The 24443-nt window shown below is 63.3% G+C and carries 22 protein-coding genes; 11 read left to right on the top strand and 11 right to left on the bottom strand.

Translation table 11 applies throughout. From position 1 onward, the window contains the following. The first annotated feature begins 81 nt into the window (after positions 1 to 81). Positions 82 to 1692, top strand: a complete 1611-nt coding sequence (locus tag P6U23_RS34810; RefSeq protein ID WP_407176820.1) for a DUF882 domain-containing protein — start codon at positions 82 to 84, stop codon at positions 1690 to 1692. 187 nt (positions 1693 to 1879) lie between these two features. On the opposite strand, the gene P6U23_RS34815 is transcribed toward P6U23_RS34810, so the two are convergent. Continuing rightward, entirely contained in the window at positions 1880 to 2155 is a 276-nt protein-coding gene (locus P6U23_RS34815; RefSeq protein WP_407176821.1) for a DUF2312 domain-containing protein, read from the bottom strand. A gap of 301 nt (positions 2156 to 2456) precedes the next feature. Beyond that, positions 2457 to 2759: a DUF1244 domain-containing protein gene (locus tag P6U23_RS34820; protein WP_407176822.1), complete on the bottom strand. Its 303-nt coding sequence runs from the start codon at positions 2757 to 2759 to the stop codon at positions 2457 to 2459. A gap of 182 nt (positions 2760 to 2941) precedes the next feature. Here P6U23_RS34820 and P6U23_RS34825 point away from each other — a divergent pair, with 182 nt between their 5' ends. Together P6U23_RS34825 and pyk are read left to right on the top strand one after the other, a co-directional pair. After that, entirely contained in the window at positions 2942 to 3538 is a 597-nt protein-coding gene (locus P6U23_RS34825) for a DUF1036 domain-containing protein (RefSeq protein WP_407176823.1), read from the top strand. Further along, positions 3535 to 4971: a pyruvate kinase gene (gene pyk / locus P6U23_RS34830; protein ID WP_407176824.1), complete on the top strand. Its 1437-nt coding sequence runs from the start codon at positions 3535 to 3537 to the stop codon at positions 4969 to 4971. The genes P6U23_RS34825 and pyk overlap by 4 nt, the downstream gene beginning before the upstream one ends. Before the next feature lie 39 nt (positions 4972 to 5010). Here pyk and P6U23_RS34835 read toward each other — a convergent pair whose 3' ends face one another. Together P6U23_RS34835 and P6U23_RS34840 are read right to left on the bottom strand one after the other, a co-directional pair. Further along, positions 5011 to 6615 (bottom strand): glycosyltransferase 87 family protein, encoded by a 1605-nt coding sequence (locus P6U23_RS34835; RefSeq protein ID WP_407176825.1) that lies wholly within the window; start codon positions 6613 to 6615, stop codon positions 5011 to 5013. Between the two features lie 132 nt (positions 6616 to 6747). Then, the gene (locus tag P6U23_RS34840; protein ID WP_407176826.1) at positions 6748 to 7422 is read right to left on the bottom strand and encodes a TetR/AcrR family transcriptional regulator; all 675 of its coding nucleotides are present in this window, start codon (positions 7420 to 7422) and stop codon (positions 6748 to 6750) included. A gap of 206 nt (positions 7423 to 7628) precedes the next feature. Between P6U23_RS34840 and P6U23_RS34845 the strand changes: the two genes are divergently transcribed. Continuing rightward, the gene (locus P6U23_RS34845) at positions 7629 to 8684 is read left to right on the top strand and encodes an acyltransferase family protein (protein WP_407176827.1); all 1056 of its coding nucleotides are present in this window, start codon (positions 7629 to 7631) and stop codon (positions 8682 to 8684) included. A 23-nt stretch (positions 8685 to 8707) separates the two neighbouring features. Here the strand turns inward: P6U23_RS34845 and P6U23_RS34850 are convergent, their stop codons facing one another. Continuing rightward, positions 8708 to 9949 carry a glycosyltransferase family 87 protein gene (locus tag P6U23_RS34850; protein ID WP_407176828.1) on the bottom strand — a complete coding sequence of 414 codons (1242 nt, stop codon included), beginning with the start codon at positions 9947 to 9949 and terminating at the stop codon, positions 8708 to 8710. A gap of 314 nt (positions 9950 to 10263) precedes the next feature. Here P6U23_RS34850 and P6U23_RS34855 point away from each other — a divergent pair, with 314 nt between their 5' ends. The 7 genes from P6U23_RS34855 (at position 10264) to P6U23_RS34885 (ending at position 17755) form a co-directional block, all read left to right on the top strand. Then, positions 10264 to 11439 carry a transporter substrate-binding domain-containing protein gene (locus P6U23_RS34855; protein ID WP_407176829.1) on the top strand — a complete coding sequence of 392 codons (1176 nt, stop codon included), beginning with the start codon at positions 10264 to 10266 and terminating at the stop codon, positions 11437 to 11439. Next, on the top strand, positions 11436 to 12083 hold the full coding sequence (locus tag P6U23_RS34860; RefSeq protein ID WP_407176830.1) for an ANTAR domain-containing response regulator: 648 nt from the start codon (positions 11436 to 11438) through the stop codon (positions 12081 to 12083). The genes P6U23_RS34855 and P6U23_RS34860 overlap by 4 nt, the downstream gene beginning before the upstream one ends. A gap of 195 nt (positions 12084 to 12278) precedes the next feature. Further along, the gene (locus tag P6U23_RS34865; protein WP_407176831.1) at positions 12279 to 13163 is read left to right on the top strand and encodes a nitrilase family protein; all 885 of its coding nucleotides are present in this window, start codon (positions 12279 to 12281) and stop codon (positions 13161 to 13163) included. 38 nt (positions 13164 to 13201) lie between these two features. Beyond that, on the top strand, positions 13202 to 14353 hold the full coding sequence (locus P6U23_RS34870; RefSeq protein ID WP_407176832.1) for a substrate-binding protein: 1152 nt from the start codon (positions 13202 to 13204) through the stop codon (positions 14351 to 14353). 60 nt (positions 14354 to 14413) lie between these two features. Further along, the gene (locus P6U23_RS34875) at positions 14414 to 15250 is read left to right on the top strand and encodes a branched-chain amino acid ABC transporter permease (RefSeq protein WP_407176833.1); all 837 of its coding nucleotides are present in this window, start codon (positions 14414 to 14416) and stop codon (positions 15248 to 15250) included. 61 nt (positions 15251 to 15311) lie between these two features. Next, positions 15312 to 17057, top strand: coding sequence for an ABC transporter permease subunit (locus tag P6U23_RS34880; RefSeq protein ID WP_407181691.1), 1746 nt, complete (start codon positions 15312 to 15314; stop codon positions 17055 to 17057). Further along, a complete protein-coding gene (locus P6U23_RS34885) occupies positions 17054 to 17755 on the top strand; it encodes an ABC transporter ATP-binding protein (RefSeq protein WP_407176834.1) in 702 nt (233 codons plus the stop codon). The genes P6U23_RS34880 and P6U23_RS34885 overlap by 4 nt, the downstream gene beginning before the upstream one ends. Before the next feature lie 215 nt (positions 17756 to 17970). Here P6U23_RS34885 and P6U23_RS34890 read toward each other — a convergent pair whose 3' ends face one another. The 6 genes from P6U23_RS34890 to P6U23_RS34915 are packed head-to-tail and all read right to left on the bottom strand — an operon-like array spanning position 17971 to position 24382. Next, complete coding sequence (locus P6U23_RS34890) at positions 17971 to 18729, bottom strand: ABC transporter ATP-binding protein (RefSeq protein WP_407176835.1); 759 nt, start codon at positions 18727 to 18729, stop codon at positions 17971 to 17973. Beyond that, positions 18726 to 19526, bottom strand: coding sequence for an ABC transporter permease (locus P6U23_RS34895; protein WP_407176836.1), 801 nt, complete (start codon positions 19524 to 19526; stop codon positions 18726 to 18728). The genes P6U23_RS34890 and P6U23_RS34895 overlap by 4 nt, the downstream gene beginning before the upstream one ends. Next, positions 19523 to 20497, bottom strand: coding sequence for an ABC transporter substrate-binding protein (locus tag P6U23_RS34900; protein WP_407176837.1), 975 nt, complete (start codon positions 20495 to 20497; stop codon positions 19523 to 19525). Before P6U23_RS34900 ends, P6U23_RS34895 begins: the two co-directional genes overlap by 4 nt. Before the next feature lie 28 nt (positions 20498 to 20525). Further along, on the bottom strand, positions 20526 to 20993 hold the full coding sequence (locus tag P6U23_RS34905) for an SRPBCC family protein (RefSeq protein WP_407176838.1): 468 nt from the start codon (positions 20991 to 20993) through the stop codon (positions 20526 to 20528). 9 nt (positions 20994 to 21002) lie between these two features. Further along, positions 21003 to 21980 (bottom strand): amidohydrolase family protein, encoded by a 978-nt coding sequence (locus P6U23_RS34910; protein ID WP_407176839.1) that lies wholly within the window; start codon positions 21978 to 21980, stop codon positions 21003 to 21005. Further along, positions 21977 to 24382, bottom strand: coding sequence for a xanthine dehydrogenase family protein molybdopterin-binding subunit (locus tag P6U23_RS34915; RefSeq protein WP_407176840.1), 2406 nt, complete (start codon positions 24380 to 24382; stop codon positions 21977 to 21979). The genes P6U23_RS34910 and P6U23_RS34915 overlap by 4 nt, the downstream gene beginning before the upstream one ends. Positions 24383 to 24443: the final 61 nt, after the last annotated feature.

A 24443-nucleotide genomic window follows, 5' to 3' on the forward strand; every position in this document is an offset into this window, starting at 1 on the left:
TAGAAGAAGCGTTCATTCTCTTTCGCCCATGGGGTTAGCGGAAGAGTCCACTGAACGCGGGTCGACTGGGTGGGCTCATACGTGCTGACGGGTCTCGCACGCCAATTCAACATGCTGTCCCTGCAGAAGGCCGGATGCCAGCTCGGCTTGGCTTCGCTATTGCTCCTGATCGGCGCGGGATCGGTTCACGACGCAAGTGCGCTGAACGAGACCCGCACGCTGTCTTTCCATCACACCCATTCCGGCGAAGATCTCACCGTCACTTTCAAGCGCGACGGGCGCTATGACGAGGACGCGCTGAAACAGCTCAATCACTTTCTGCGCGACTGGCGCACCCAGGACCAGACCGTGATGGACCGCCATCTCTTCGATATCATCTGGGAGGTCTATCGCGACGTCGACGGCAAGCAGCCGATCCAGATCGTCTCCGCCTACCGCAGCCCCGCCACCAACGCCATGCTCCGCCGCCGCTCCGCGCATTCCGGCGTGGCCCGCTTCTCCCAGCACATGCTGGGGCATGCGATGGACTTCTACATTCCCGGCGTGCCGCTCGAGCAGATCCGTTATGCGGGTCTTAGGCTGCAACGCGGCGGCGTCGGCTTCTATCCGACCTCAGGCTCGCCATTCGTTCACCTCGATACCGGCAACATCCGCCACTGGCCGCGGATGACCCACGACCAGCTCGTGAAGGTGTTTCCGGACGGCCGCACGGTGCACATTCCCTCCGATGGCGTTCCGCTGAAAGGCTATGAACTCGCCAAGGCCGAGATCGAGAGACGCGGCAGCGGCGACGATGCCGCAACCCTCGCTAAGCCCTCCTTGTTCGCCGCTTTGTTCGGAAGCAAGTCGAGTGAAGAGGACGACGAGGCCGCAACCGCGCCCGTCGTGAACGACAGGCCGGCCGCAACTGTCGTTGCCGCAGCGAAGCCCGCCGAGCCCGTGCCCACGCCACGGGCCAGGCCAACGATCGTTGCCACGCTTCAGTTTGCCGCCGCCGATGCGCAGATCGCGCAAGCCGCCAAGCCGAAGCCGCAAGCAGCGGACGACAAGACCGCAGACGACAAGACCGAGGCGAAGCCCCAGACGCCGGCCGACATCATCAATGCCCGCGGGTTCTGGGACAATGCGCCCGCGACGCCACAGCAGGCGACGCCGGCTCAGGCGGTCGCGGCGATCAACGCCCGTCAAGCGCTCGATTCCACCGATCCGCAAGCAACCGCGGCCGTTCCCGCCGCCTATCAGGCGCTCGCCTACATGCCGCGCCCCTCCTCCCCGGTCGATCACGACAACATCGTTACGGCCACGGCGCCGATGCCCCGCAGCGCACGTCCGCTGATGCTCGCGCGCAATTCGGCCCCGGCAACCGGCGTCAGCACGGTGGCGGCCAAGGGCGCGCAAGGTGCGAGCGGCCCGATCACCAATTCCGCGCGAATTGCCGCGGCCAATGCCGATAGCGCCTGGCTGCGCATTGTCATGCTGGCACCGAGCGTCGGCGGCTCGCTGTCGGTGACGGTGTTGGGCGACACCGATTTGACGCTGATGCGCGCGTTCTTCGTGAAGCCGCAGATCACCGTCAATATGGGCTTCACCAGCGATCCGATGATGGGAATGGCTTGCGACCATTTCACGGGATCGGCAACCCCGAAGCTCGACACCACCTCGTTCATGCTGCACACCGCATCGCTGCAGTGAGCGTCACCGCTTCCACATATTCCGCGCCGTCCTCGCGAAAGCCAGGACCATGACCGCAGGATGTGATTGTTAGACGGCGTCCTGGGCGCAGCGGCGGGTAGGACAGCTTCCTGTGCTTATGGATCCCGGCTCCGCGCTCGTTTTTCTCGCTTGGCCGGCACCACGGTTCTCGCCAGGAAGCGCGCCCTCAGAGCATCCCCAGCGCCTGCATATAGGTCTCCAGGATCGTCTCCTGCTCCTGGCGTTCGTTGGGGTCCTGCTTACGCAGGCGAACGATGGCGCGCAGCGCCTTGACATCGAAACCGTTGCCCTTGCCTTCGGCATAGACATCGCGGATGTCGTCCGAGATTGCCTTCTTCTCCTCCTCCAGGCGCTCGATCCGCTCGATGATGGCCTTGAGCTGGTCCTTGGCAAATCGTGTGGCGGGCGCTTCTTCTTCCTTGACGGCGGCGGAGGTGGCCATCTGCTACTCCTGAATGGAACACTGCATACTTGCTTTGCGCGCCATTGCTCGCGCGCGTCTCGCAAATGACACTTGAATTTCAAGTCGCCGGGGTCAAGGCAGCATCGCGCTCATCCACAGCGCGGCCCACACCTTGTTGGCGTGGAGATTTTTTGTGCTGTAAGAAAATTAATGGGTTGCTTTTGAGCGGACGAAAGTGATCCGCCGCCTTTGCGAATCAGATCGAGCGAGCGCCGGGGGCTGCGGCCCGCTCGTCATGGCCTGATATTTCCGGCCATGACGATGCTCGCGCAGAAGCTGTTCAATGGCCCGCATGGGCCTTCTTCATCGCCTCGAGCTGCTGCGCGCTCGCGGGCGTCTGGTACTTCTCCTTCCAGGTCTCGTAAGGCATGCCGTAAACGGCCTCGCGGCTCTCGTCCTTGCTCATCGGCAGGCCCCGCGCATCGGCTTCCTCCTTTAACCAATTGGACAGGCAGTTGCGGCAGAAGCCCGCCAGGTTCATCAAATCGATGTTCTGGACGTCGGTCCGGTTGCGCAGATGCTCGAGCAGGCGCCGGAAAGCGGCGGCTTCGAGCTCCGTTCTGGTTTTGTCGTCAATGGCCATGATCGTTTATCCCGCCGTTGCAGATTCCTGGTATTATGTGGACCTCGTCATAGATTTTGCCATATCGCAACGCAAACAGGCAGGGTGGTGGCAAATCCGACATCCGGTCGGGTAAAAAACGCCGTTGACAGTCGCCTCCCGGCTACGCGAAATCCGCTAGAGGAACTATCCGCTTCGCGCAAATGATCCCAGAAAGTTCTCCCTCCCGCCGGTCGATGTTGCGTTGCAAGGGCATCGGCTTGGCCTTGATCCTGGCTATTCTTTGCCTGTGGAGCGGAAAGGCGGCAGCCGATTTTCGTCTCTGTAACAACACCTCAAGCCGCGTCGGGATCGCGCTCGGCTACAAGGACGCCGAAGGATGGACCACCGAGGGCTGGTGGAACATCTCATCGCGTAGCTGCGAGACCTTGCTGAAGGGGGCATTGGTGGCGCGCTATTATTACATTTACGCCCTCGACTACGACCGCGGCGGCGAGTGGTCAGGGCAGGCCTTTATGTGCTCCCGTGACAAGGAGTTCACCATCAAGGGCACCGAGAATTGCCTGGCCCGCGGCTTCGATCGCACCGGGTTTTTCGAGGTGGATACCGGCGAACAGCGCGCCTGGACCGTGCAGCTAACCGATGCCAATGAGCAGCCGGCCCAGCCGCGGGTACCGGGTCTGCCGGGACCGGTAGGACCCGGCGGCAACGTTCCGGGCCTGCCCAATTCGCCGGGTGCGGCGCCTGCTCCGGGCGCGTCTGGCCTGCCGCCAGCCGCAGCGCCCGGAAGCAAGCCATGAGGCGACTGCGCCGTATCAAGATCCTCGCGACGTTGGGCCCGGCATCTTCGGACAGCGCGATGATCCGCCGTCTGTTCGAGGCTGGCGCCGACATCTTTCGCATCAATATGAGCCACACGCCGCATGACAAGATGCGCGAACTGGTGGCGACCATCCGCAATGTCGAATCAAGCTACGGCCGCCCGATCGGCATTCTGGTCGATCTGCAGGGGCCGAAGCTGAGGCTGGGCTCGTTCGCCGAAGGTTCGGTCCAGTTGCAGAACGGGCAGAGCTTTGTGCTGGATTCCGACAAGGCGCCCGGCGACAGCACGCGCGTGCATCTGCCGCATCCGGAAATTCTCGCAGCACTCAGGCCCGGACACGCGCTGCTGCTCGATGACGGCAAGGTGCGCCTGATTGCGGAAGAGACCTCGCCCGAGCGCGCAATCACCCGCGTCGTGATCGGCGGCAAGATGTCCGACCGCAAGGGCGTGAGCCTGCCGGACACCGATCTTCCCGTCTCGGCGATGACGCCGAAGGATCGCGCCGACCTGGATGCGGCGCTGAGCACCGGGATCGACTGGATCGCACTCTCCTTCGTGCAACGCGCTGAAGACGTGATCGAAGCGAAAAAGATGATCCGCGGCCGCGCCGCGGTGATGGCGAAGATCGAGAAGCCGCAGGCGATCGATCGCCTTGCCGATATCATCGAGGCATCCGATGCGCTGATGGTGGCCCGGGGCGATCTCGGCGTCGAATTGCCGCTGGAGCGGGTACCGAGCCTACAGAAGCAGATGATCCGCATGGCGCGGCGCGCGGGCAAGCCCGTGGTGATCGCGACCCAGATGCTGGAATCGATGATCCAAGCGCCGGTGCCGACCCGCGCCGAGGTGTCCGACGTTGCGACCGCCGTCTATGAAGGCGCAGACGCGATCATGCTGTCGGCTGAATCGGCGGCCGGCAAATATCCGGTTGAAGCGGTGTCGACCATGAACCGCATCGGCGAGGAGGTGGAGCGCGATCCCACCTACCGCTCGGCAGTCACCGCGCAGCGGCCCGACCCCGAGGCGACCGTGGGCGATGCCATCGCCGATGCGGCGCGCGTGATCGCCGAGACGCTCGATCTGCCCGCGCTCATCTGCTGGACCTCTTCCGGTTCGACCGCGATCCGCGTGGCTCGCGAGCGGCCCAAGCCGCCCATCGTCGCCATTACGCCGAACATCGCGACGGGCCGCAAATTGTCGGTGGTGTGGGGCGTGCATTGCGTGGTGGCCGAAGATGCGCGCGACCAGGACGACATGGTCGACCGTGCCGGCTCGATCGCCTTTCGCGACGGCTTCGTCCGCGCCGGCCAGCGCGTGATCATCGTCGCCGGCGTGCCGCTCGGCATTCCCGGCACCACCAATATGGTGCGCATCGCCTCGGTCGGTCCCAGCGGCGACGCCGATATCTGAGCGCAACCTCGTTGAGTCCCGCGCCGAGTGAGCGCCTGATCAATCTGCGGTGGCGCTGATACCAGCAGAAGGCCCGGCCGCGCTCGTCGAGGGTTTTGAACGCCGCGCCAGCGGACAGGCTTCGATGTCGACGCCGTCCGCACCAGGGATCGATTCGCAGGTGCGGGCCGCATCGATCTGAAGATCGTAAGGGTCAAGCAAATCCACCCGCGCCGGGCTGCCTTTCAGGTGCAGCGCCCATGCGCCGCCCGGCAGCGGATGCGCCAGCCCTGCCCGGATACGGTGGTCCAGCGATCCGTCCGGCACAATCGGCATGACGATGTCGGAGAGTTGGTAGACTCGCGAAGAGGTCGGCAACACCGGCACGATATAGCCCAGCGGTTTTTGCAGCATCAGATAGGTTGCCGGCGTCAACAACGCGCCGGCGAGTTGCGGCCGATAGGGATCGGACCAGGGACGACGCGACCAATCGGCAGGCTGCGACCAGATCGCGATCGCCAATGCGACGACTGCGGTGACGCCATCAGTCACGCGCGACAAGCTCGCCTTGATGCTTACCGGCTCAAGCGCCTCCACAAGGCGCGACAGCAGCAGCACAATCAAGGGCGCGGTCAGGAGCTCGAGCGCGATCGCGTAGCGATGGATCGAAAACGCCCGCAGCCAGAGCACGTAGCTGACCCAGAACAGCAGCAGGAACTGCTTGTCCCTTGGCCTCAGCACCTCGACCTTGCGGAAGAAGCCGATGCCGATCGTGAGCGCGAGCAAGATGATCACGACCGCAAAGCGCGGGTCGCGAAACGGCCATTCCGATGAGCGATGATCGCCGATCAGCCAGTAAAAGGGATAGGCGAGCGCATCGAGCAGGTCGTGCGGCATGAAGCGCACATCGACGATCGACTCTGCCGGCGCTTCCGGAGAGCCGAAAATCGCGTTGTAAAAGGGAAAGACCGGGCTGCCGAACTCCGCCCACAACTTGTAGGCCCAGACGCCGCCGGTGGCGAGCGCACCTGCGGCGCTGCCGGCGCCGTACGCTAACATCGCCTGCAAAGGACGCGCAACGAGCAGAAGAGAAACCCCGGCACCGATCAGGAACGTCATGTTGGTCAGCTTCAACCCGGCGGCCGCGCCGATCAGGAGACCGGCGGCCATGAGGCGGGTTTGCTGCCGTTCGCCGTCGAACAGGATCAGCCCGACGCCGGCGATGATCGGCAGCGCCGTCAGAATATCGGCGAAGCTCGTGCCGACTTCGGACAGCGTCATCGGTCCAAAGGCGGCAATGACGAGAGAGGCGATCAGCGCGAGAGGGCGCGCGGCATGTCCCAACACGCCGCGCGACACCCAGTAGATCAGCGCCAGATTCAGTCCGTGAATGGCGCCGAGCAACAGGCCCCAGTATGGCGCGCCAACAAAGTGGCGCAAGAGATAAGGTGGCACATAGGCGAGCGGATTGAGGAAGGTCTGAAAGCCGCCCGGCGCGACATCGAGATCGAAGCGCCCGTTCAGCAGCGCGTAAGCGCCGTACTCATGGTAATTCCGCCAGTCCCAGTTGATGTCTTCGCCGGCAAAATAGGTGTAGAGCGCACCTGCGAGCAGCGCGCCGAGGATCACGGCCGGCATCGCAAGATGTTTGCGCGCGATGGTCATGGATCAAGCGTTTTCCGCATCGGACCGATCGCAGGCAGGCAGCGATCCCAGAGCCATCCGAAAATGGCTCATCAGGCGTAAATCCTCCCTTAAGGACTCATTTCGGGATATGGCCGCTGCGAGCGGCTGCGCTCAGGCGCCAACCAGCGTCTTGGCCGGGAGCACCGCCTGCACAACGAGGCCGCGGGCGCGCGCATCCATCACGCCGACCGCGCGCAAGGCGAGCAGGGTCACGCTCTGCACCGTATCGCGCAGCTTTGCGGAATCGTCGAGATTGTCGGGCGCGAGCGGCCCGACCAACGCTTCGTGCAACGCGCCGAGCAGCGCAGTCGCGGCGAGCTGGGTGTCCTGTGCGGGCAGATGTCCGGCGCGCACGGCGGCATCGATCCGGCTCGCGATTTCGCTCGTGATCTCGCGACGGCTGGCGAGCCGCGAGGCCGTCACATCGACGTCGACCGGCTCGGCCAGGATTCCCCAGGCGAGCTTGCGCTGCGAGAGCACATGCAGAGCAACGGTGGACACCGCCGCCGCCAGCGCCGAGGACGGCCCGGGCGCGGCATCGGCTGCGCGGCGGATCGCGGCAAGCTCGTCGCGCGAGACGTCGGCGATCAGCTCCGAAATCAGATCGGCCTTGGAAGGGAAATAGCGATAGACCGTGCCAGCCGCGACATTGGCGCGAACCGCAACCGGGGCGATCTGGACCGCCGCCATGCCGGCTTCCGCAGCCGTCTCCCGCGCGGCCGCCAGAATTGCGCTGCGCCGGGCTGCAAGCCGTTTCACCACCTGATGGGTTCGCCGATACACCATGGCGCGTTTCCCCTGCCCTGGCGCGCGGCCCGGCGGCCGAACACGCCTTCACTGTTTCGAGATTCTGGGGCGATTTACCTGCAAATCGCCTTGAAAAAGTGAACAACTATTCAGACCGTCTGACAAGCACAATTGTGACCCTCTGGCAGGCCGACTGCACGGTTTCGTTAACCAGGGGCTCAACATTGCCCGGCTAGCGTGGGCCGATGGGCAGCCTCAGGCTTTTTCTCGCGCTTTCGGTCGCTTTGGGCCACTTCGGGATGGGGCCTGGCCTCCCGACCAGCGATGTCGCCGTGCAGTGCTTCTACGTCATGTCAGGATTTTACATGGCACTGGTGCTGAACGAAAAATACGGCCCAGGCTCCTATTGGCTATTCATCTCAAATCGCGTCTTGAGGTTGTGGCCGACCTACATTGTTGTCGCCGCTCTGTCGTTTGCAGTCACGGACAATTGGCGGCCGCTCGCGGCGCTCAATCTGCCGAGCCTCGCCTATTTCGCCGCCTCACAAATCCTGATCCTTGGTCAGGACACCTACGTCTTCCTGTTCATCAAGAATGGCGCTTTGGCGGCCACGCTGCATCCGGCCGGATTGCTGGGCCTGCTTTACACCCATGCCCCCGTCCCGCAGGCCTGGACCCTGGCGCTGGAGTCTTATTTCTATCTGCTGGCGCCTCTTGTCGTAAGGCGCGGACCGGTCGTGATCGCGGGCGTGATCGCGCTGAGCCTGCTTGTGCGGGCAACACTTTTGGCATTCGGCTTTTCCGGTGAACCCTGGACATACAGGTTCTTTCCGAACGAGCTCGCGCTGTTCCTGGCGGGATCGCTCGGCTACCACATCTATTCATCGCGCAGCGATGACCAGCGCAAGCGGGTGCAATTCGGACTCGCACTCGTGGCGGGCTTGTTGTTCGTTTGCTTGGCCATCAGCAACTGGGGCGGCGTGTCACGTCTCCCGTCGCTTTCGCTTCTCGTCGCCGTGATCTTCGGCATACCCAGCCTTTTCGAGCAAACCAAGAACATCCCGTGGGACCGTTATCTCGGCGAGCTTTCCTATCCGCTCTATATTTGCCACTACATGTTCGGCTGGTTGTTGCTGCCGGAAACTGCCGCCAGCCGTTATCTTGCATTGTCGCTGTCGCTACTGACCTCGATGCTGCTCTACAGATGGCTTGAGCAGCCGATCGATAGATGGCGACAGACGAGATTCCGAAAGGCGCCGGCCGCAACTGAGACGTCCGGCCTGGTTCAGGCCGTCTCCTGAACCGTACCGAAAGGATCGCTGGCTCAGGCGGTGGCTGGGGCGGCAAGCCGCGCTTCCGACGCCTGGCGCCACCACGGACCGGCGCGCCGCAGGACGAGAGCGCCAACGATCACATTGGTGGCAAAGCCAAGGGGCAGGCCCGAGAAGATGAAGATCAGCACGAACGCCATGGCAACGGCGAGCGCCGACAATTCGTAAGCGCGGAAGCCGTGCGCAAGCCCGAGGCGGACCAGCCACGCAATCGGGATCGCCAGCACCACCATATCGTACATGAAGAGATAGGGCGTTGTGAGCAGCGCGCCGACGGCGAGAGCGGCCGCTTTCAATGAATAACGCGCCGAACTGCGCCAGATCGTTGCCAGCGTGACCGCAACCGCGGCCGTTAAGATCCATTGGAAGGTCCAGGCAAGCGACTCGCTGCCGCCGAAATAGCGCACCAGCGAGAACAGGCTTTGCAGCTTCCACCAGGGAGCCTTGCCTTCGCTGAGGAAGGCTTGCGAGAACATCGGCATCCAATGAAAGAACGCCTGCCAGCTTTCCGTGCCGAAGACGAGCCAGGAGACGAAGGCGAGCGCAACGGCGGTGACGGCGGCACTGAAAAACACCCGCCATTGCGCGGCTGCGATCAGCACGATCGGAAACAGCAAGCCGTATTGCGGCTTGTACGTTAACAGCCCCAGGCAAATGCCAGCCAGCACGGGCCGCGTGGGCAGCAAATAGAGCGTGCCGCCGATCAGCGCCGCGGTGAGAAAGCCGTTCTGGCCGACCAATGCATTGCTCAGCACCATCGGGAAGGCAAGCGCGAGCATAAGGCCGAAGGCGCGGCCGACGATGGCGCGCATCACCGCGAGATAGGGAATGAGGCTGACCGAGACCCAGCCGATGAAGGCGGCGGAATAAGGCAGTTGCGCCAGCAGCGTCGCGACGACCAAAAAGGGCGGCGGGTAGTGCCAGGCGAAATAGCCGGAGAAATCCTGCTGCAGCAGCGAAAGTTCAATGTGCTTCTGTACGTCCCAATCGTAGGCCAGCGCCGGATGCCCTTCCAGCACCAGCCGGCCGGCGGCCCAGACATTGACAAAATCGGTTGGAATTCCGAGCCCGTTGGCATCGTAGATCCAGCCTCCCGCAAAATACGCCGCCGGGAAGAAGGACACGATGACCACGGACAGCACGAAGCATGCATTGAGGAGCGACGCCGGAACCGTGGCTCGGCTAAGCGTGGCTTGGCCAGGGGGAAGCGTTGGAGCAGCAATGCGCATCGCCATGCCGGAGGTTCCTTCTGCGCGCGCCCTTGCAACAGACGCACGCCACAAAGCCATAGCGCGGATAGGCTTGAGGAAATCTTAAGGTTTTACGCGAGTGGACGAGTAACGAGCGATCAACCCTCGCCGCGTGCTTGTGAACACGAGCGACGCGGATCGCTATCGAGAGAAGAGGCATCATTTGGCTGCGCACATGCAGCACCACGCGCTCACTCCTCTCGCCGAGGCCAACTGCAAAGTTGCCAACACGCCTGCGAGCCGCAATACTGCGGTGGAATACTGACCCTTGCAGCACTCGATGCTGCCGGAGATCGCCAATGACGAAGACAGCGCCGCACGTAAAACAGTCCGACCGCGACGTGTGGCGTGTCGGCGTGCTGTTTTCGCGTAGCGGATTAATGGCGGTCACGGAATCCGAACATTTCTTCGGAACCGCGCTCGCGATCGAAGAGATCAACAAAGCGGGCGGCATCCTCGGACGCGAGATCGAGGTCGTCGCTTATGATCCTGCGTCCAATCCGGAAGCCTTCCGCAAGCTGGCCGATCGGCTGCTGACCGAGGATGGCGCCTCCGTCATCTTCGGCTGCTCGACATCGGCCGAACGCAAGGCCATCCTCCCGGCGATCGAACGGCGCAACGGTCTGTTGTGGTATCCTTCGCTCTATGAGGGATTCGAGTATTCGCCGAACGTGATCTACACGGGCGCCTGCCCCAATCAAAACAGCTTCCCTCTCGCCGAGTACATCGTCCGTAAGTACGGACCGCGCGTTTACCTGATCGGTTCGGACTACATCTACCCGCGCGAATCCAATCGGATCATGCGCGATCTGATCGAGTCCTATGCCGGACAGGTCGCAGGCGAGCAATATGTCGCCATGGAGGCCAGCGATGCCGAGCTGACACGTACGCTCGACATGATCCGCATGCGCGCGCCCGATGTCGTATTCTCGACCATCGTGGGTCGCACCGCGCGGCGCTTCTATCGACTCTATGCCGAAAAGGGTTTCGATCCCGCTCACCTGCCGATCGCGAGCCTGACCATGGCGGAGGGTGAGCTGCGCGAGATCGGACCGGAGCTCTGCGCCGGCCACCTCACCGCGGCAAGTTATTTCGGTTCGCTGCAGCGCGAGAGCAGCAACCGGTTCAAGGTCGCGTTTGCGAACGCTTACGGCAAGGACAAGCCCGTCAGCATGTGGAGCGCCGGCGCCTATGCGCAGGTCAAGCTGTTTGCGATGGCGCTGGCTCAGGCCGGCAGCCTCGATACCCAGCGGCTCGTTGACGCTGCGCTGGGGCTGAGCCTGGATGCGCCGGAAGGCCCCATTCAGATCGATCCTGACAATAATCATCTGTGGCTGACACCGCGCATCGGCCGTGCGCGCGCCGATGGCGCGTTCGATGTGGTCTGGGAAGGCAAGGGTCCGATCAAGCCGGATCCCTATCTCTCGGTCTCTCCCATCGGCGGGCGCTGGCTGCCCGAGGAAGCGGTCGTATGAAACCGGGCGTCCGCCGTCTCATCGAAGATCTCCGGGGCGCGCGCGTTCTGGTCATTCATCCCCGCGACGCGGAAAGCGAGGCCCTGATCGACCAGCTCAAGCGCATTGGGTGTAATGTCCGCGGCGTGTGGCCGCCGCCGTCAGCCATACCGCATGACATCGATACCGTATTCCAAATCGTCGACAGCTCCGAGGACACCGTCTTTCCCACCAGCTCGAACGACCATCCGCTGACTCTCGTTGCGATCGTCGACTATGAAAATCCGACAATCCTGAAGCGCCTGCTCGACAGCAACGCCCATGGCGTCGTCAACAAGCCGATCCGCTCGTTCGGCATTCTCTCTTCGCTGGTGCTTGCGCGATCGCTCCGCGGCTATACGCGGCGGCTCGAGAGCAAGGTCCAGAAACTCGAGGAAACGCTGAAAGCGCGCCGCGATGTCGACAAGGCAGTCAAGATCCTCGTCGGCCTCAAGCAGATCGGTGAGTTCGAGGCGTATGAGCTGATCCGCCAGCAGGCGACACAGAAGCGACTGACCATGGCGGAGATCGCCGCCTCGATCATCAACGCGCAGGAGACGCTTGGTGAGCTTGGCGTTCTCGGCGCGCCCGCGCAGGCCCGCTCCAGCTCACCGGTTAAGCAATAGCGGCCTCAATTTTTTGCAGTCTTGGTCGTTGACTTAAACTGCATATTGAGAATTACTTGCCCGGAGCGTGGCGATGATCGCCCGCCAGCATGGCCGGTCGGCCATTTTGAAATCAGGCTGTGTAGCCCTCGGACTGCGTCGTCAGGCGCATTCGGGGGCTTTTTGTTTTGCGCGATGCAAAAGGAGCGGAGGGCAATGGATTCACCTGGCTCGACGAACGAGGCGAAGGTCAAGATTGCCTGCATCCAGATGCAGCCGGCCATCGGCGAGGTCGAAGCAAATGTCGCACACTGCATCGAGCTGATCAACCGCGCGGCAGCGCTCGGCGCCAAGCTGGTGGTGCTGCCGGAACTCTGTAACAGCGGCTACGTCTTCAACTCGCGCGAGGAAGCGTTTGCCGCGTCGGAGCCTGTCCCGGGGGGACCAACGGTCAAGGCGTGGAGTGAGATCGCCGCGAAACACCGGCTGCATCTCGTCGCCGGCATCTGCGAACGCGACGGCGCCAAGCTGTTCAACAGCGCCGTGCTGATCGGGCCGGATGGTTACATTGGCACATTCCGCAAGGTTCATCTCTGGAACGAGGAGAATCTGTATTTCGAGCCGGGCGATCTCGGCTTTCCGGTCTTTCACACCGCCATCGGCCGCATCGGGATCGCGATCTGCTACGACGGCTGGTTTCCTGAGACCTATCGCCTCGCGGCATTGCAGGGCGCGGATATCGTCTGCGTGCCGACCAATTGGGTGCCGATCCCGGGCCAGGCGGAAGGCCGCGAGGCAATGGCAAACATTCTCGCGATGGCCGCGGCGCATTCAAACTCGATCTACATCGCCTGCGCCGACCGGGTGGGGACGGAGCGCGGCCAGCCTTTTGAAGGCCAGAGTTTGATCGTCAGCTACACCGGCTGGCCGGTTGCGGGCCCGGCAAGCCGCGACAGGGAAGAGCTTTTGCTTGCGGAGGTTGCGCTCGGCGAAGCCCGACGCGCCCGCAATTGGAACGCGTTCAATCAGGTTCTGCGCGACCGCCGCTCCGATCTCTACGACGAGATGCTGGGCAGCCACATCAAGCGCGGTTGGTACTGAAGCACGTGAGAATTGGCAAACAGGATGGAGGATTTTCGATGATTTCACGTTTCTTGCTGGCATCTGCTGCCCTCACCGCGGCGATCATCCCGGCCATGGCAGCCGATCCGATCAAGATCGGGGTACCGGTCGGCCTCTCCGGGGCAAACTCGGTCGTCGCGCCGTCTGTCGTGCAGTCCGCGGAGCTCGCGGTTGAGGAGATCAATGCCAAGGGCGGCGTGCTCGGCCGGCCGCTCGCGCTCGAAGTTGCCGACGACGGTTCGGGTGCGGCCGGCGCGCAAAAGGCGTTCGACGCACTGGTCTTCCAGAAGAAGGTGAATGTGCTGATCTCGATGGAGACAAGCGCGGCGCGTAACGCAGGCCTGCCGATCGTCGCCCGCGGCAAGACGCCCTTCATTTATACCTCGTTTTACGAAGGAAAGTCGTGCAGCCCGTATCTCTACGTCAACGCATGGGTGCCCGAGCAACAGGTGCCGCCGATCGTCGATTACTTCAACAAGGAGAAGAAGGCCAAGAACTACTTCCTGATCGGCTCCGACTATGCCTTCGGCCGAGGCATGCTGTCCTTCACCAGATCCTATGTCGAAAAAACCGGCGGCAAGATCGTCGGCGAGGAATATCTTCCGATGGACGGCTCCGATTGGACGCCGATCATCTCCAAGCTGAAGGGCTCCGGCGCGGATGCCATCATCACTTCGACGGCCGGCGGTGCGCCGAATGTGACGCTCACCAAGCAGCTCCGCGCCGCCGGCGTCTCGCTGCCCTACGGCAATCTCGCCGTCGACGAAGGCACGGCCAAGAGCATGGGGGCGGACGCAGCGGACATCTACATATCGGCGTCCTACGTGACCGGCATCGACAGCCCGGCCAACAAGACCTTCCTCGCGGCGATGAGCAAGAAGTTCGGCGCCGATCTCAAGACCCCCAACGATCTGTCCGTCCCGGAATATGAGGCGGTCTATGCCTACAAGGCCGCGGTGGAGAAGGCCGGGGGGACCGATGCCCAGAAGGTGCTGGCGGCGCTATCAGAGGTGTCCGTCGATGGACCGCGCGGCAGCATCCGCATGAACAAGCAGCGCCATGCGCCGCTCACCATGTATTTGGGCCAGGTGCAGGCGGACGGCGGCGTGAAGGTCATCCAGAGCTTCCCGAATGTCGATCCCGGCGCGCAATGCCCGCCGAAATCGTAAGGTGACGAAGCGCGCGGAACGGACGAAGCTCCGTTTCGCGCTCGTCCCTTGGGAGGGAGCATGTTGACCGTTGGCCTCGATGCCGTCACCACGGCGGCTCTGCTCTTCATCATCTCGTCCGGGCTTCTGATCGTGTTCGGGGTGATGAAGATCATCAATTTCGCCCACGCCGCGTTCGTGACCGTAGGCGCCTATGCCGCGCTGGTCGGCTCGCAGCTCGGACTGCCCTGGGCGCTGGTCCTGCCGCTGGCCTTCACCACCGGCGCGCTTTGCGGCGCGCTGACGGAAGCAACCATCGTGCGCCGGCTCTATCAGCGTCCATTGGATGCCATTCTCGCGACGTGGGGACTCGGCACCGTGATCGGACAGTTGATCACCCTGATATTCGGGCGCGAGGTGCAATTCGTGCAAGCGCCGATCACCGGCACGGTCGACCTGTTCGGGATCGACTATTCGGCCTATCGCATCGTCCTGATCGCCGCTGCCGTCATCGTCGCGGTGGTGTTTACGACGCTTCTGAATGGAACACGTCTCGGCCTCTCCACGCGCGCGGTCATCATGAACGAGATGCTCGCGCAGGGGCTGGGCGTCGACAGCTCGCGCGTACGGCTCATCACGTTCGCGATCGGAAGCGGGCTTGCCGCGCTGTCGGGCGCGCTGATCACGCCGCTTTCGAGCGTCGATCCGAACATGGGTGTTCCCTGGCTGGTGAGCGCCTTCATGCTGGTGATGGTCTCAGGCGGCTCGCTCTTGACGCTTGCCGTCTCCTGCCTCGTGCTTGGCGGGCTTCAGGTGATCGTCTCGACCTTCGTCAATCCAATTCTTGGCGGACTAACGATCGCCATTTGCGCTGCCATCGTGCTTCGAATCCGTCCGGAGGGCTTTGCTCGTGCCTGATGCCCGCCCGCTGACCCCGACGGTAACGACGCAGTTCGGCGTCCCAAAGCGATGGTTGGCGATGCTCCTCGCCATTCTCATCGTCGGCAGCATCGTGCTCGCGCCTCTGCTGCTCGATACCTACATGGTCAATATTCTGATCCGCGCCTTCTTCGTCGCGATCGCGGCGATCACCGTCGATATCGTGTGGGGCTATTGTGGTACGCTGACGTTCGGTCAGTCGGCCTTTTTCGGCATCGGCGTCTACGCGCTGGCGATCATCTTCACCGAATACGGCTTCGGATCCTGGCAGATCCTCCTCGCCCTCGCGGCGGCCGTCATTGCCGCAGCGGCGGTCGCGACCGTCACCGGCTGGCTCTCCTTCTATCCGGGCTCGACGCCGCTTTATGCCTCCATCGTGTCGCTGGTCGTGCCCATCGTGCTCGTGCAGGTGCTCTATTCCGGCGGCACCTTCACCGGCTCATCCAGCGGCCTGGTCGGCTTCGAGACGTTCGATCTGGAATTCGAGAACTGGTTCCGTTTGGCAGGGCTGAGCCTTGCCGCGGTCGCCATCGTGGCGCTGATTGCAATGCGGAGCGACACCGGACGCGTGCTCAAGGCGCTGCGCGACAATGACGAACGCTGCACCTATCTTGGCATCAATACCTCGTGTTACCGCATCGTCGTGCTCGTGGTCACGGCGATCGTCGCCGCGCTGGCCGGCTTCGGCTACGCGGCCTTTGGCGGCGTCGCCGCGCCCGAGAATGCCAGCTTCACGTTCGGAACCCGGTTGATCATCATGGTCGCGCTCGGCGGCCGCGGCACCATCATTGGCGCCATCGTCGGCGCGCTCAGCATCGAGGTCGCGAGCGCCTACCTTTCCGGCAGTCTGCCCTATGTATGGGAGCTGATCATCGGAATCGCACTGATCACCGTGATCCTCGCCTTCCCGGACGGTCTCGTCGGCATCATCAAACGGCTGGTACGCGGCGTTCAGAAGGAGCAAGGCGGCGCAACGACGCGCCTGCGTTCAGTCGCTAAAGCGGCCACGAACGCGGAAGAAAATGCGCTCGCAATCGAGGTCCGCGGGCTCGACAAGCATTTCGGAAGCCTGTCGGTGCTGGACGGCGTGCAGTTTGCGGCCCGGCGCGCCGAGCTCTTGAGCCTCGTCGGACCGAACGGGGCCGGCAAGACGACGCTGATCCGCTGCCTGTCCGACGGGCGCGAGCGCTCGGCGGGATTCGTTGCGATCGCCGGGCATTCCATCGACCGGCTGCCGCCGGACCGCGTCGTGCAGTTTGGTCTTGGCCGGAAATTTCAGGCCGCCTCGGTTTTCGAGACGCTCACGGTTGCCGAGTGCCTGCGGGTCGCCCGCACGCATCGCGCCCGCCCTTCCCTGGTCACAACATCGACAATCATCGAACTTCCGGCCGCCGCGATCTCCGTCATCGAGCGGTCCGGACTCGCGGATCGGCTCGGCGAGGAAGCCCGCAACCTCAGCCACGGGCTGAAGCAGGCGCTCGAGCTCGCGATGGTGCTCTCGCTCGAACCCGAGGTCTTGCTGCTCGATGAGCCGACCGCCGGCCTGACCCGCGCCGAGCGCCAGGCCTTTGCGGATATCCTGACCGCACTGGCTTCCCGCGACCGGCTCTGCATCCTGCTGGTCGAGCACGACCTCGACTTCGTTCGCGAAATTTCCTCGCGCATCATCGTGCTGCATCAAGGCAAGATCGCCTTGGACGGATCGGTCCATGAGGTCGTGAGCAGCGCCCTCGTCCGCGAGATCTATACCGGCCAACAGGCGGCCGCCTCCGAGGCTGTGTCATGACCGGCGCACTCGAGGTCGAGGATCTTTCGAGCGGCTACGGCACGTCGGAGGTGATCACCGACGTCAGTTTCACACTGGCGAAATCGGAAGTGCTTGCTGTGGTCGGCAAGAACGGCATGGGCAAGACCTCGCTGCTGAAGACCGTGCTGGGCTTCCTCCCCGCCTGGCGCGGCAGCATCAAGTTCGCCGGCAAAGACGTCACGCACATGCCGCCGCATCTCAAACGACGGCTGGGCCTCGTCTATGTGCCGCAGGAACACGCGCTATTCCAGGACCTCACGATCCGCGACAATCTGCGGCTTGGCCTGCTGTCGGACCGGGATTTTGACACCGCGCTTGATCACGTCGGTCAATGGTTTCCGGTGCTGACGCGGCGCCTGCAACAACGTGCCGGAACACTCTCTGGCGGCGAGCAGAAAATGCTGATCGTCGCCCGCGCCCTGATGGCGCGGCCGCAAGTCTTGCTTCTGGACGAGGTTACCGAGGGCCTGCAGCCCTCGCTGGTAGACCGCCTCGCCGACGTGCTGACGCGATTCAGCCGGGAGATGGGCACGTCGATGGTGGTGATCGAACAGCATCTGCCGTTCGCGCTCGGCATCGCCGGCCGCTACCTGGTCTTCAAGCGGGGAGAGATCGTCGACAGCGGCGGCGTCGATGCGCAAGCACCAGAGCGGATCGAAGCCCACATGCGAATTTAGATCGGGATCGCTGGGAGACTACTGGAGCGAGCACCCGCGTCCGACCGTCATCCTGAGGTGCTCGCGATAGCGAGCCTCGAAGGAGGAACGGCCCCGCTGCGAGAACCGGGCCGTCGCCCTTCGAGGCCGCCGCTTCGCGACGGCACCTCAAGGTAAAGGTGATAGTTGGAAGCCTATTGCAATAAGAGACACGGCTTAACTGTCCAATGCGGAGTTCAAGCCGCCAGCACGCCCTGAATGCGGTGGCGGATCGTCTCCTTCTCCTCGACGGTCATCTCCGGCGAGAGCGCCATGTCCAGCGCGATGTTCGCCGGCCGCTTGAGCACCACGATGCGGTCACCGATCTCGAGCGCCTCGTTGATCGAATGGGTGATGAACACCGCCGTCTTGCCGTTCTCCTTCACCAGCCTGACGAACTCGGCTCGGAGCGCGCGGCCCGTCATTTCGTCCAGCGCGGAGAACGGCTCATCGCAGAGCAGGATGTTGGCGTCGGTTGCGAAAGCACGCGCAATCGAGACGCGCTGGCGCATGCCGCCCGACAGCGCGTGTGGATAGTCATTTTCGTGGCCGCGCAGGCCGAGCTTGCTCAGCCATGCCATCGCGGTCGCACGGCGCTTCTCCAGCGGAACGTCGAGCATCTCCAGGCCGAGCTCGACGTTCTGCACCGCGGTCCGCCACGGCAGCAGGCGGTCGCTCTGGAACACGATGGCCATGTGGCCCCGGAACCAATCAAACTCGCGGAACGGGTTGCGGCCATTCACGGTCACGACGCCCGAGGTCGGCTCGGTGAGCCCTGCGATCATGTTGAAGATGGTCGACTTGCCGCAGCCGGTCTTGCCGAGCAAGGCCAGCATCTGGCCCTCCGCGACCTGCAGATCGAGCCGATCCACCGCGACGTAGGAGGCCGCGCCGGCCTTCGCGAAGGTCTTGGAAACATCCTGCAGGCTGATGACGGGGACAGCAGCGGCGTTCACAGCGTTCGCTCCGAAACGGCCCGGTAGCGGAAGGCGACGCTCTCGATCAGCGTCAGCACGCCCTGGGCGATCAACACAAAGAAAACAAGCTGCAGGGTCCAGGCCAGCGCGCCGGCCATATCGAAGACCTGCTGCTGCTGGAGGAGTTCATAGCCGACGCCGCCGGTGGCGCCGACCAGTTCGGCCACGACCACCACGCGCGACGCGTTGCCGAGATTGACTTTCCATGCTGTGAGGATGTCCGGCAGGATCGCCGGGATGATCATAACGCGAAACAGCTTGCTCCGTGTCGGGCGGAAGCTCATGACCATTTCGACAAGGTCGCGCGACATCGCCTCGAGCGCGGCCAGCACCTGAAACGCAAAGGCCGGCAGCGTGGTCATCACCATGATGAAGAAGATGCGCGGCTCGATGCCGTGGAACCAGATGATCGCGAAGACAACCCAGGACAGCGCCGGAATGCCCTGGAACAGCGTCAGGATCGGCGAGAGAAACTCGTTTACGCTGCGCGAGCGGACCATCAGCACGGCCAGCGCGGCGCCGATGACGAAGGCGCCGGCGAGGCCGGCCAGGATACGTCCGACGGTCGCCAACACGTCGGCGAGCTCGCTCCAGGTGACGAGAATCTCAAAACAGCGCTTGAAGACGTCGACGAGCGAAGGAAACAGAAAGGGCGGGAAGAACAACGACGCGAGCTGCCAGAGCGCGGCAACCACGAGAAACGGCAGGATCCGAGTCAAGGTCCGCCGGCTCGCCGCCACGCCCCAGCTTGGCGAACTCTCCTGCAACATCGTCATTGCATCGGCCCATTGTAGATCGTGGCGTCGGACGGCATCGACGGCAGGAACGCAATCGACTTGCCGGCCTCGTAAACCGACTTGATCTCCTTGCCGACATCGGCCGCGGTGCGGATGTTCATGCCCAATCGTTCATTGGCGCGGATGAGGTCGGCGATTGCCTTGCGATCCTCATCATTGCCCTTCGGCATGATCAGCTTCGCGGCCTCATCGGGATGCGCGGCGGTCCATTGGCCCGCTTCCTTATAGGCCGCGTAGAGCTTCGGAATGAGGTTCTTGTTCTTCTCGGCCCAATCGACATGCGCGGCAACGCCGAGATAAGGAATGCTGTGGCTGCCGGCCGCCTTCTGCCAGCTCTCCTGGATCTTCAGATCGAGCATCCTGATGTCGGGCTTCTTGGCGTGCAGTGCCGTGTAAGCCGGCTCCCAAAGCTGGACGGCACTGGCGCGGTCGGCCAGCGCATAGCCGACAAGGCCCGGGGTTGCGGTGTTGACCACGGAGAACTTGCTGGTGTCCACGCCGAGCTGACGCGCAAACCAGTCGAACATGACGTAGTTGGTCGTGCCCTTCGCCGCGGCGAGGTCCTTGCCTTGGAGATCCTTGATCGACTTGATCTCGGGGCGCGAGGTGACGACCGTTCCCCAGAAGTCGAACAGGTTGAACAGGTAGGTCACCTTGACGCCCCTGATATCGGCAAGACCGACGGTCAAGAGCGCGGCGCTGCCGCCAAGCTGGAATTCGCCTGAGTTGAATTGCGCGGTGTAGGCATCCGGCGTGCGCTCCTGGAAGTCGATGGAAAGCCCGTTCTTCTCATCGAGCTTCTGCGCCTTGATGACCGGCGGCAGGAACGCGCCAAGCGATGGCTGCCCGAAAATCACGATCGAGAGCTTCTGCAACTCCTGCGCAGATGCCGCCGAGGTCGACAATGCCGCTGCCAGCAATAAGCCGAGACCGATCTTCAATGGCTTCACCGCAACTCCTCCCGCTGGCTTTTTGTCTTTACTCCGCCGCTCCACTGACCGGCGCTTCGAACTCCTTGCGCAGCGCCACGAAGAACCGCCCGATCAGATGCTTTGAGACGCTGGATAGAATGCGCTGGCCGACCCCCGCCACCAGGCCGCCGATCTCGCCGGCTCCTTTGTAGATCAGTCGACAACTGCGATCACCATCGGGCGCGATCTCGAAGCGCGCCGTGCCATTGCCGTGCCCGAGCGACCCGGCACCGGAGACCTTGATGCTGCAAGCCCGCGGCGCCTCTTTGTCGAACAGCGAGATTTCGCCTTCGAACGAACCGCCGACCGCGGCGACGCGGAGCTGCATATCGACCTTGTAGGCGTCGGGTCCGATCTCGACCATGCTTTTGCAGCCGGGAATGCAGCGCGTCAGCACTTTCGGATCGTTGAGCGCAACCCACAGCGCGTCGGCCGGACCCGGGATCGTTTCACTGCCGCCGATATCGAGCTTCACGACACGACCTCACAATCCAAACAGCTTTTGCGCCAGCCCGCCATTGATGCTGGCGCGCTCGGCGTCGGTGAAGGAGGTCTCCTGCACGATCTTGAGCGGTGCGAGATCGCCGATGGGGAACGGCATATCGGAGCCCATCATGATGCGATCCGCGCCGACGATATCGGCGAGATAGCGCAGCGCGCGGACATCCTGCACGATGGTGTCGTAGTACATCGCACCCAGTGCGGCATCGGGATCGCCTAGCTTGTCCTTGTCGAGGCTGTAGTTGCGGCGCAGCCGCCCGATCACGTAAGGCAGCGCCGCGCCGCCGATGCCGGCGACGATCTTCATGTTGCTAAAGCGCGTGACGTGGCCGGCATAGATCAGCCGCGACATCGCGATGAGCGTGTCGGTGATGCGGCCGACCGCGTTCGCCATGCCGTAATCATGCACACGGTCGTCCCCGCTTTCGAAAACGGGGTGGATGAAGATGATGGAGCCGAGGCTGTTCGCGGCCTCCCAGAACGGCAACAGGCTCGGATCATCCAGCACACCGCCGCGGCCCTTCGGCTGGGTGCCGATCATCGCGCCCTTGAAACCTTGGGCGTGCGCCTCCTTCAGCACCTCGGCTGCACGGGCACCATCCTGCAGCGGCACGGTGCAGAGCGGGATGAAGCGCGGCTGATCCTTGGCGGCTTGCGCGAGATGGGCGTTGATCAGCCGCGCCCAGCGCGTACCCTCCTCGGCCGGCAGCTCATTGCCGAACATGTCGAGCCAGCCGCCGACGACTTGTCGCTCGATCTTGTTGGTATCCATCCATTGCAGCCGCGCGGCGATGTCGCTGAGCGGCTTGGAGACCGGCCGCGTCGGCTTGTTGCCGGCGAACGCAAAACCCAGGCTGCCGCCTTCCTCGACGACGCGGACGGATGGGAAATTGCCCTTCTCGGCACGGATGGCTTCCAGCAAGGACGGCGGAACGAGATGCGCGTGACAGTCGATGATCATGCTTTTACCTTTGCTTTTGCCTCGCGCGCAGCCGCGATGGCATCGCTGATGGCCGCGATCCGGATCGGCAGTTTCGAGAATGAGATTCCAAACGGCGCGACCGCATCGTTGATGGCGCTGGAGATGGCCGCGGGCGATCCCAGATAACCGCTCTCTCCCGATCCCTTTTGCCCGAACACCGTGAAGGGAGACGGCGTGCAGTGATGCACGATTTCGACCTTGGGCACCTCATGCGAGGACGGCAGCAGATAATCCATGAAGCTCTGGGTCAGCATCTGACCTTCGCTGTCATAGACAAACTCTTCGAGGAGAGATGCGCCGATGCCGTGGGCAATGCCCCCGAGCGTCATGCCCTTGACGATATGCGGGTTGATGACGGTGCCGCAGTCATGGCCGATGACATAGCGGCGGATCTTCGGCTTGCCGATCACGGGATCGAAGGCGATCAGCACGAGGTGGAATTCGAAGGAATGGCACGGATACATCTGCACCCGGCCGTTCTCCGGCAGTTTCGTACCCGTGGGCACCTGCATCACATGGGTGGTCTCGAGCCCGGGCTCCATTCCTTCGGGCAGCAGGTGGAAATTGCGATGGGCGATGTTGACGTGCTCGGCCCATGCCAGCTTCTTGCCGGAGGCGCCGTGCGAAACGGCGCCGCCCGCATAGACCACGTCCTGCTCGGCGCAGCCGAACTGGTGCGCGGCGAGCTTGACGATCTTGGCTTTCAACTTCTGCGCGGCATGGAACGCGGCGCCGCCGAGCATGATCGCCATGCGGCTGCCGACCGGGGTGTTGGACGGCAGGCTGTTCAGCGAATCCGGCCGCACGATGCGGATCAGATCCGGATCGATCTCCAGCACTTCGCCGATCACGGTGGCCGCCAGCGTCTCGTGACCCTGGCCGGAGGAGGTCGTATGGATGGTCGCGGTCACAAAGCCGAGCCCGTCGACGACGATACGGCAGGAATCCATCCAGGTCGTGGTCGTGTTCTTTTCGTTCAGAAGCGGCTCGAACGACGAGTTGCCACCGCTCGGCTCAAGGCAGGCGGCAATCCCGATGCCGGCGCATTGACCGGCCGCCCGCAAAGCATCGCGCTCGCGGATCAAGCCCTCGTAGTCGGCATGCGCGAGCACCTTGGCCACCACCGTGTGGTAATCGCCGCTGTCGTAACGCGTACCGCTTGGAATGAGATAGGGGAATTCGTCGCTGCGAATGAAGTTCCAGCGGCGAACCTCGATGCGATCGAGGCCGAGTGCGACGGCGACCTTGTCGATCGCGGTCTCAATGGCATAGTTGGTCGGCGACTGGCCGAAGCCGCGCACCGCTTCCTGGGCCGCCTTGTTCGAGGTGACAGAGATCGCGCGGTACTGCACGCTCTTGATCTTGTAGGGCCCGACGATGGCGCCGATCGGCTTGCCGAGCTGAAACGGCGAGCGTCCCGCATAGGCGCCGACATTATCGAGCGCGCGCATCTTCATCGAATTGACGATGCCGTCGCCGTTGAAGGCGACCTCGACATCGAAGATGCGGTCCGGCCCATGCGCATCGCCCGCGCGCATATTGTCGAGCCGGTCCTCGAGCAGGCGAACCGGGCGGCCCAGCACGCGCGCGAGGTGCGAGACCAGCACCGTCTGCTTGATGCCACGCTTCACGCCGTAGCTGCCGCCGACATCGACGTCGAAATGCACCCGGACATTGTTGAGCGGGATGCGGAGAGCGCGCGCGATCTGGTCGGGATATTTCGGCATCTGGATCGAGGCCCAGACGTCGAGCATTTCCCGCCACGGATCCCATTTGGCGGTGACGCCGAAGGTCTCGATCGGCACCGTGGAGTTGCGGCCCCAGACCACGCGGAACGAGAGATGCCGCTCGCTTTCGGCGAAATGCTTTTCCACCTCGCCCCAGACGAAAGTCTTGTCGAGCAGCACATTGCTGCCATGGCCGGCGTGAACCGGCGGGCTTTTGGAATCGAACGCCTCTTCGGAGTCGATTACGTAAGGCAATCGCTCATATTCGATCCGAACTTTTTCCGTGGCGTCCTCGGCCTGCGCGCGCGTTTCCGCAACAACCGCGACGACCCACTCACCGGCATAACGGACCTGGCCAACCGCAAGCGGATAGCGGCGGACGTTCGGTGTATCAAGACCGTTCATCATCGGTTCGGTCGCCCTGGCGAGCTCCTCGCCCGTCAGCACGTAATGCACGCCCGGCATCTTCATCGCCTCGACTGCATTGATCGAGACGATGCGCGCGGCAGGATGCGGCGAAGGCAGCACCGCGACATGCAACAGCCCTTCGAGCGCGATGTCGGCGACATACCGCCCCTGACCGGCGACGAAGCGGCGATCCTCGCGGACGCGGCGATTGGAGGAGACGAATTTCAAATGCGCAGCGGGGTTCACCGGCACCCTCCCTGCGGCGTAGCGGCGGCTTCGAGAATGCCTCCCTCCCGCACGCCGCCTT

The organism is Bradyrhizobium sp. STM 3562, assembly GCF_045571435.1.
Classification (GTDB): domain Bacteria; phylum Pseudomonadota; class Alphaproteobacteria; order Rhizobiales; family Xanthobacteraceae; genus Bradyrhizobium.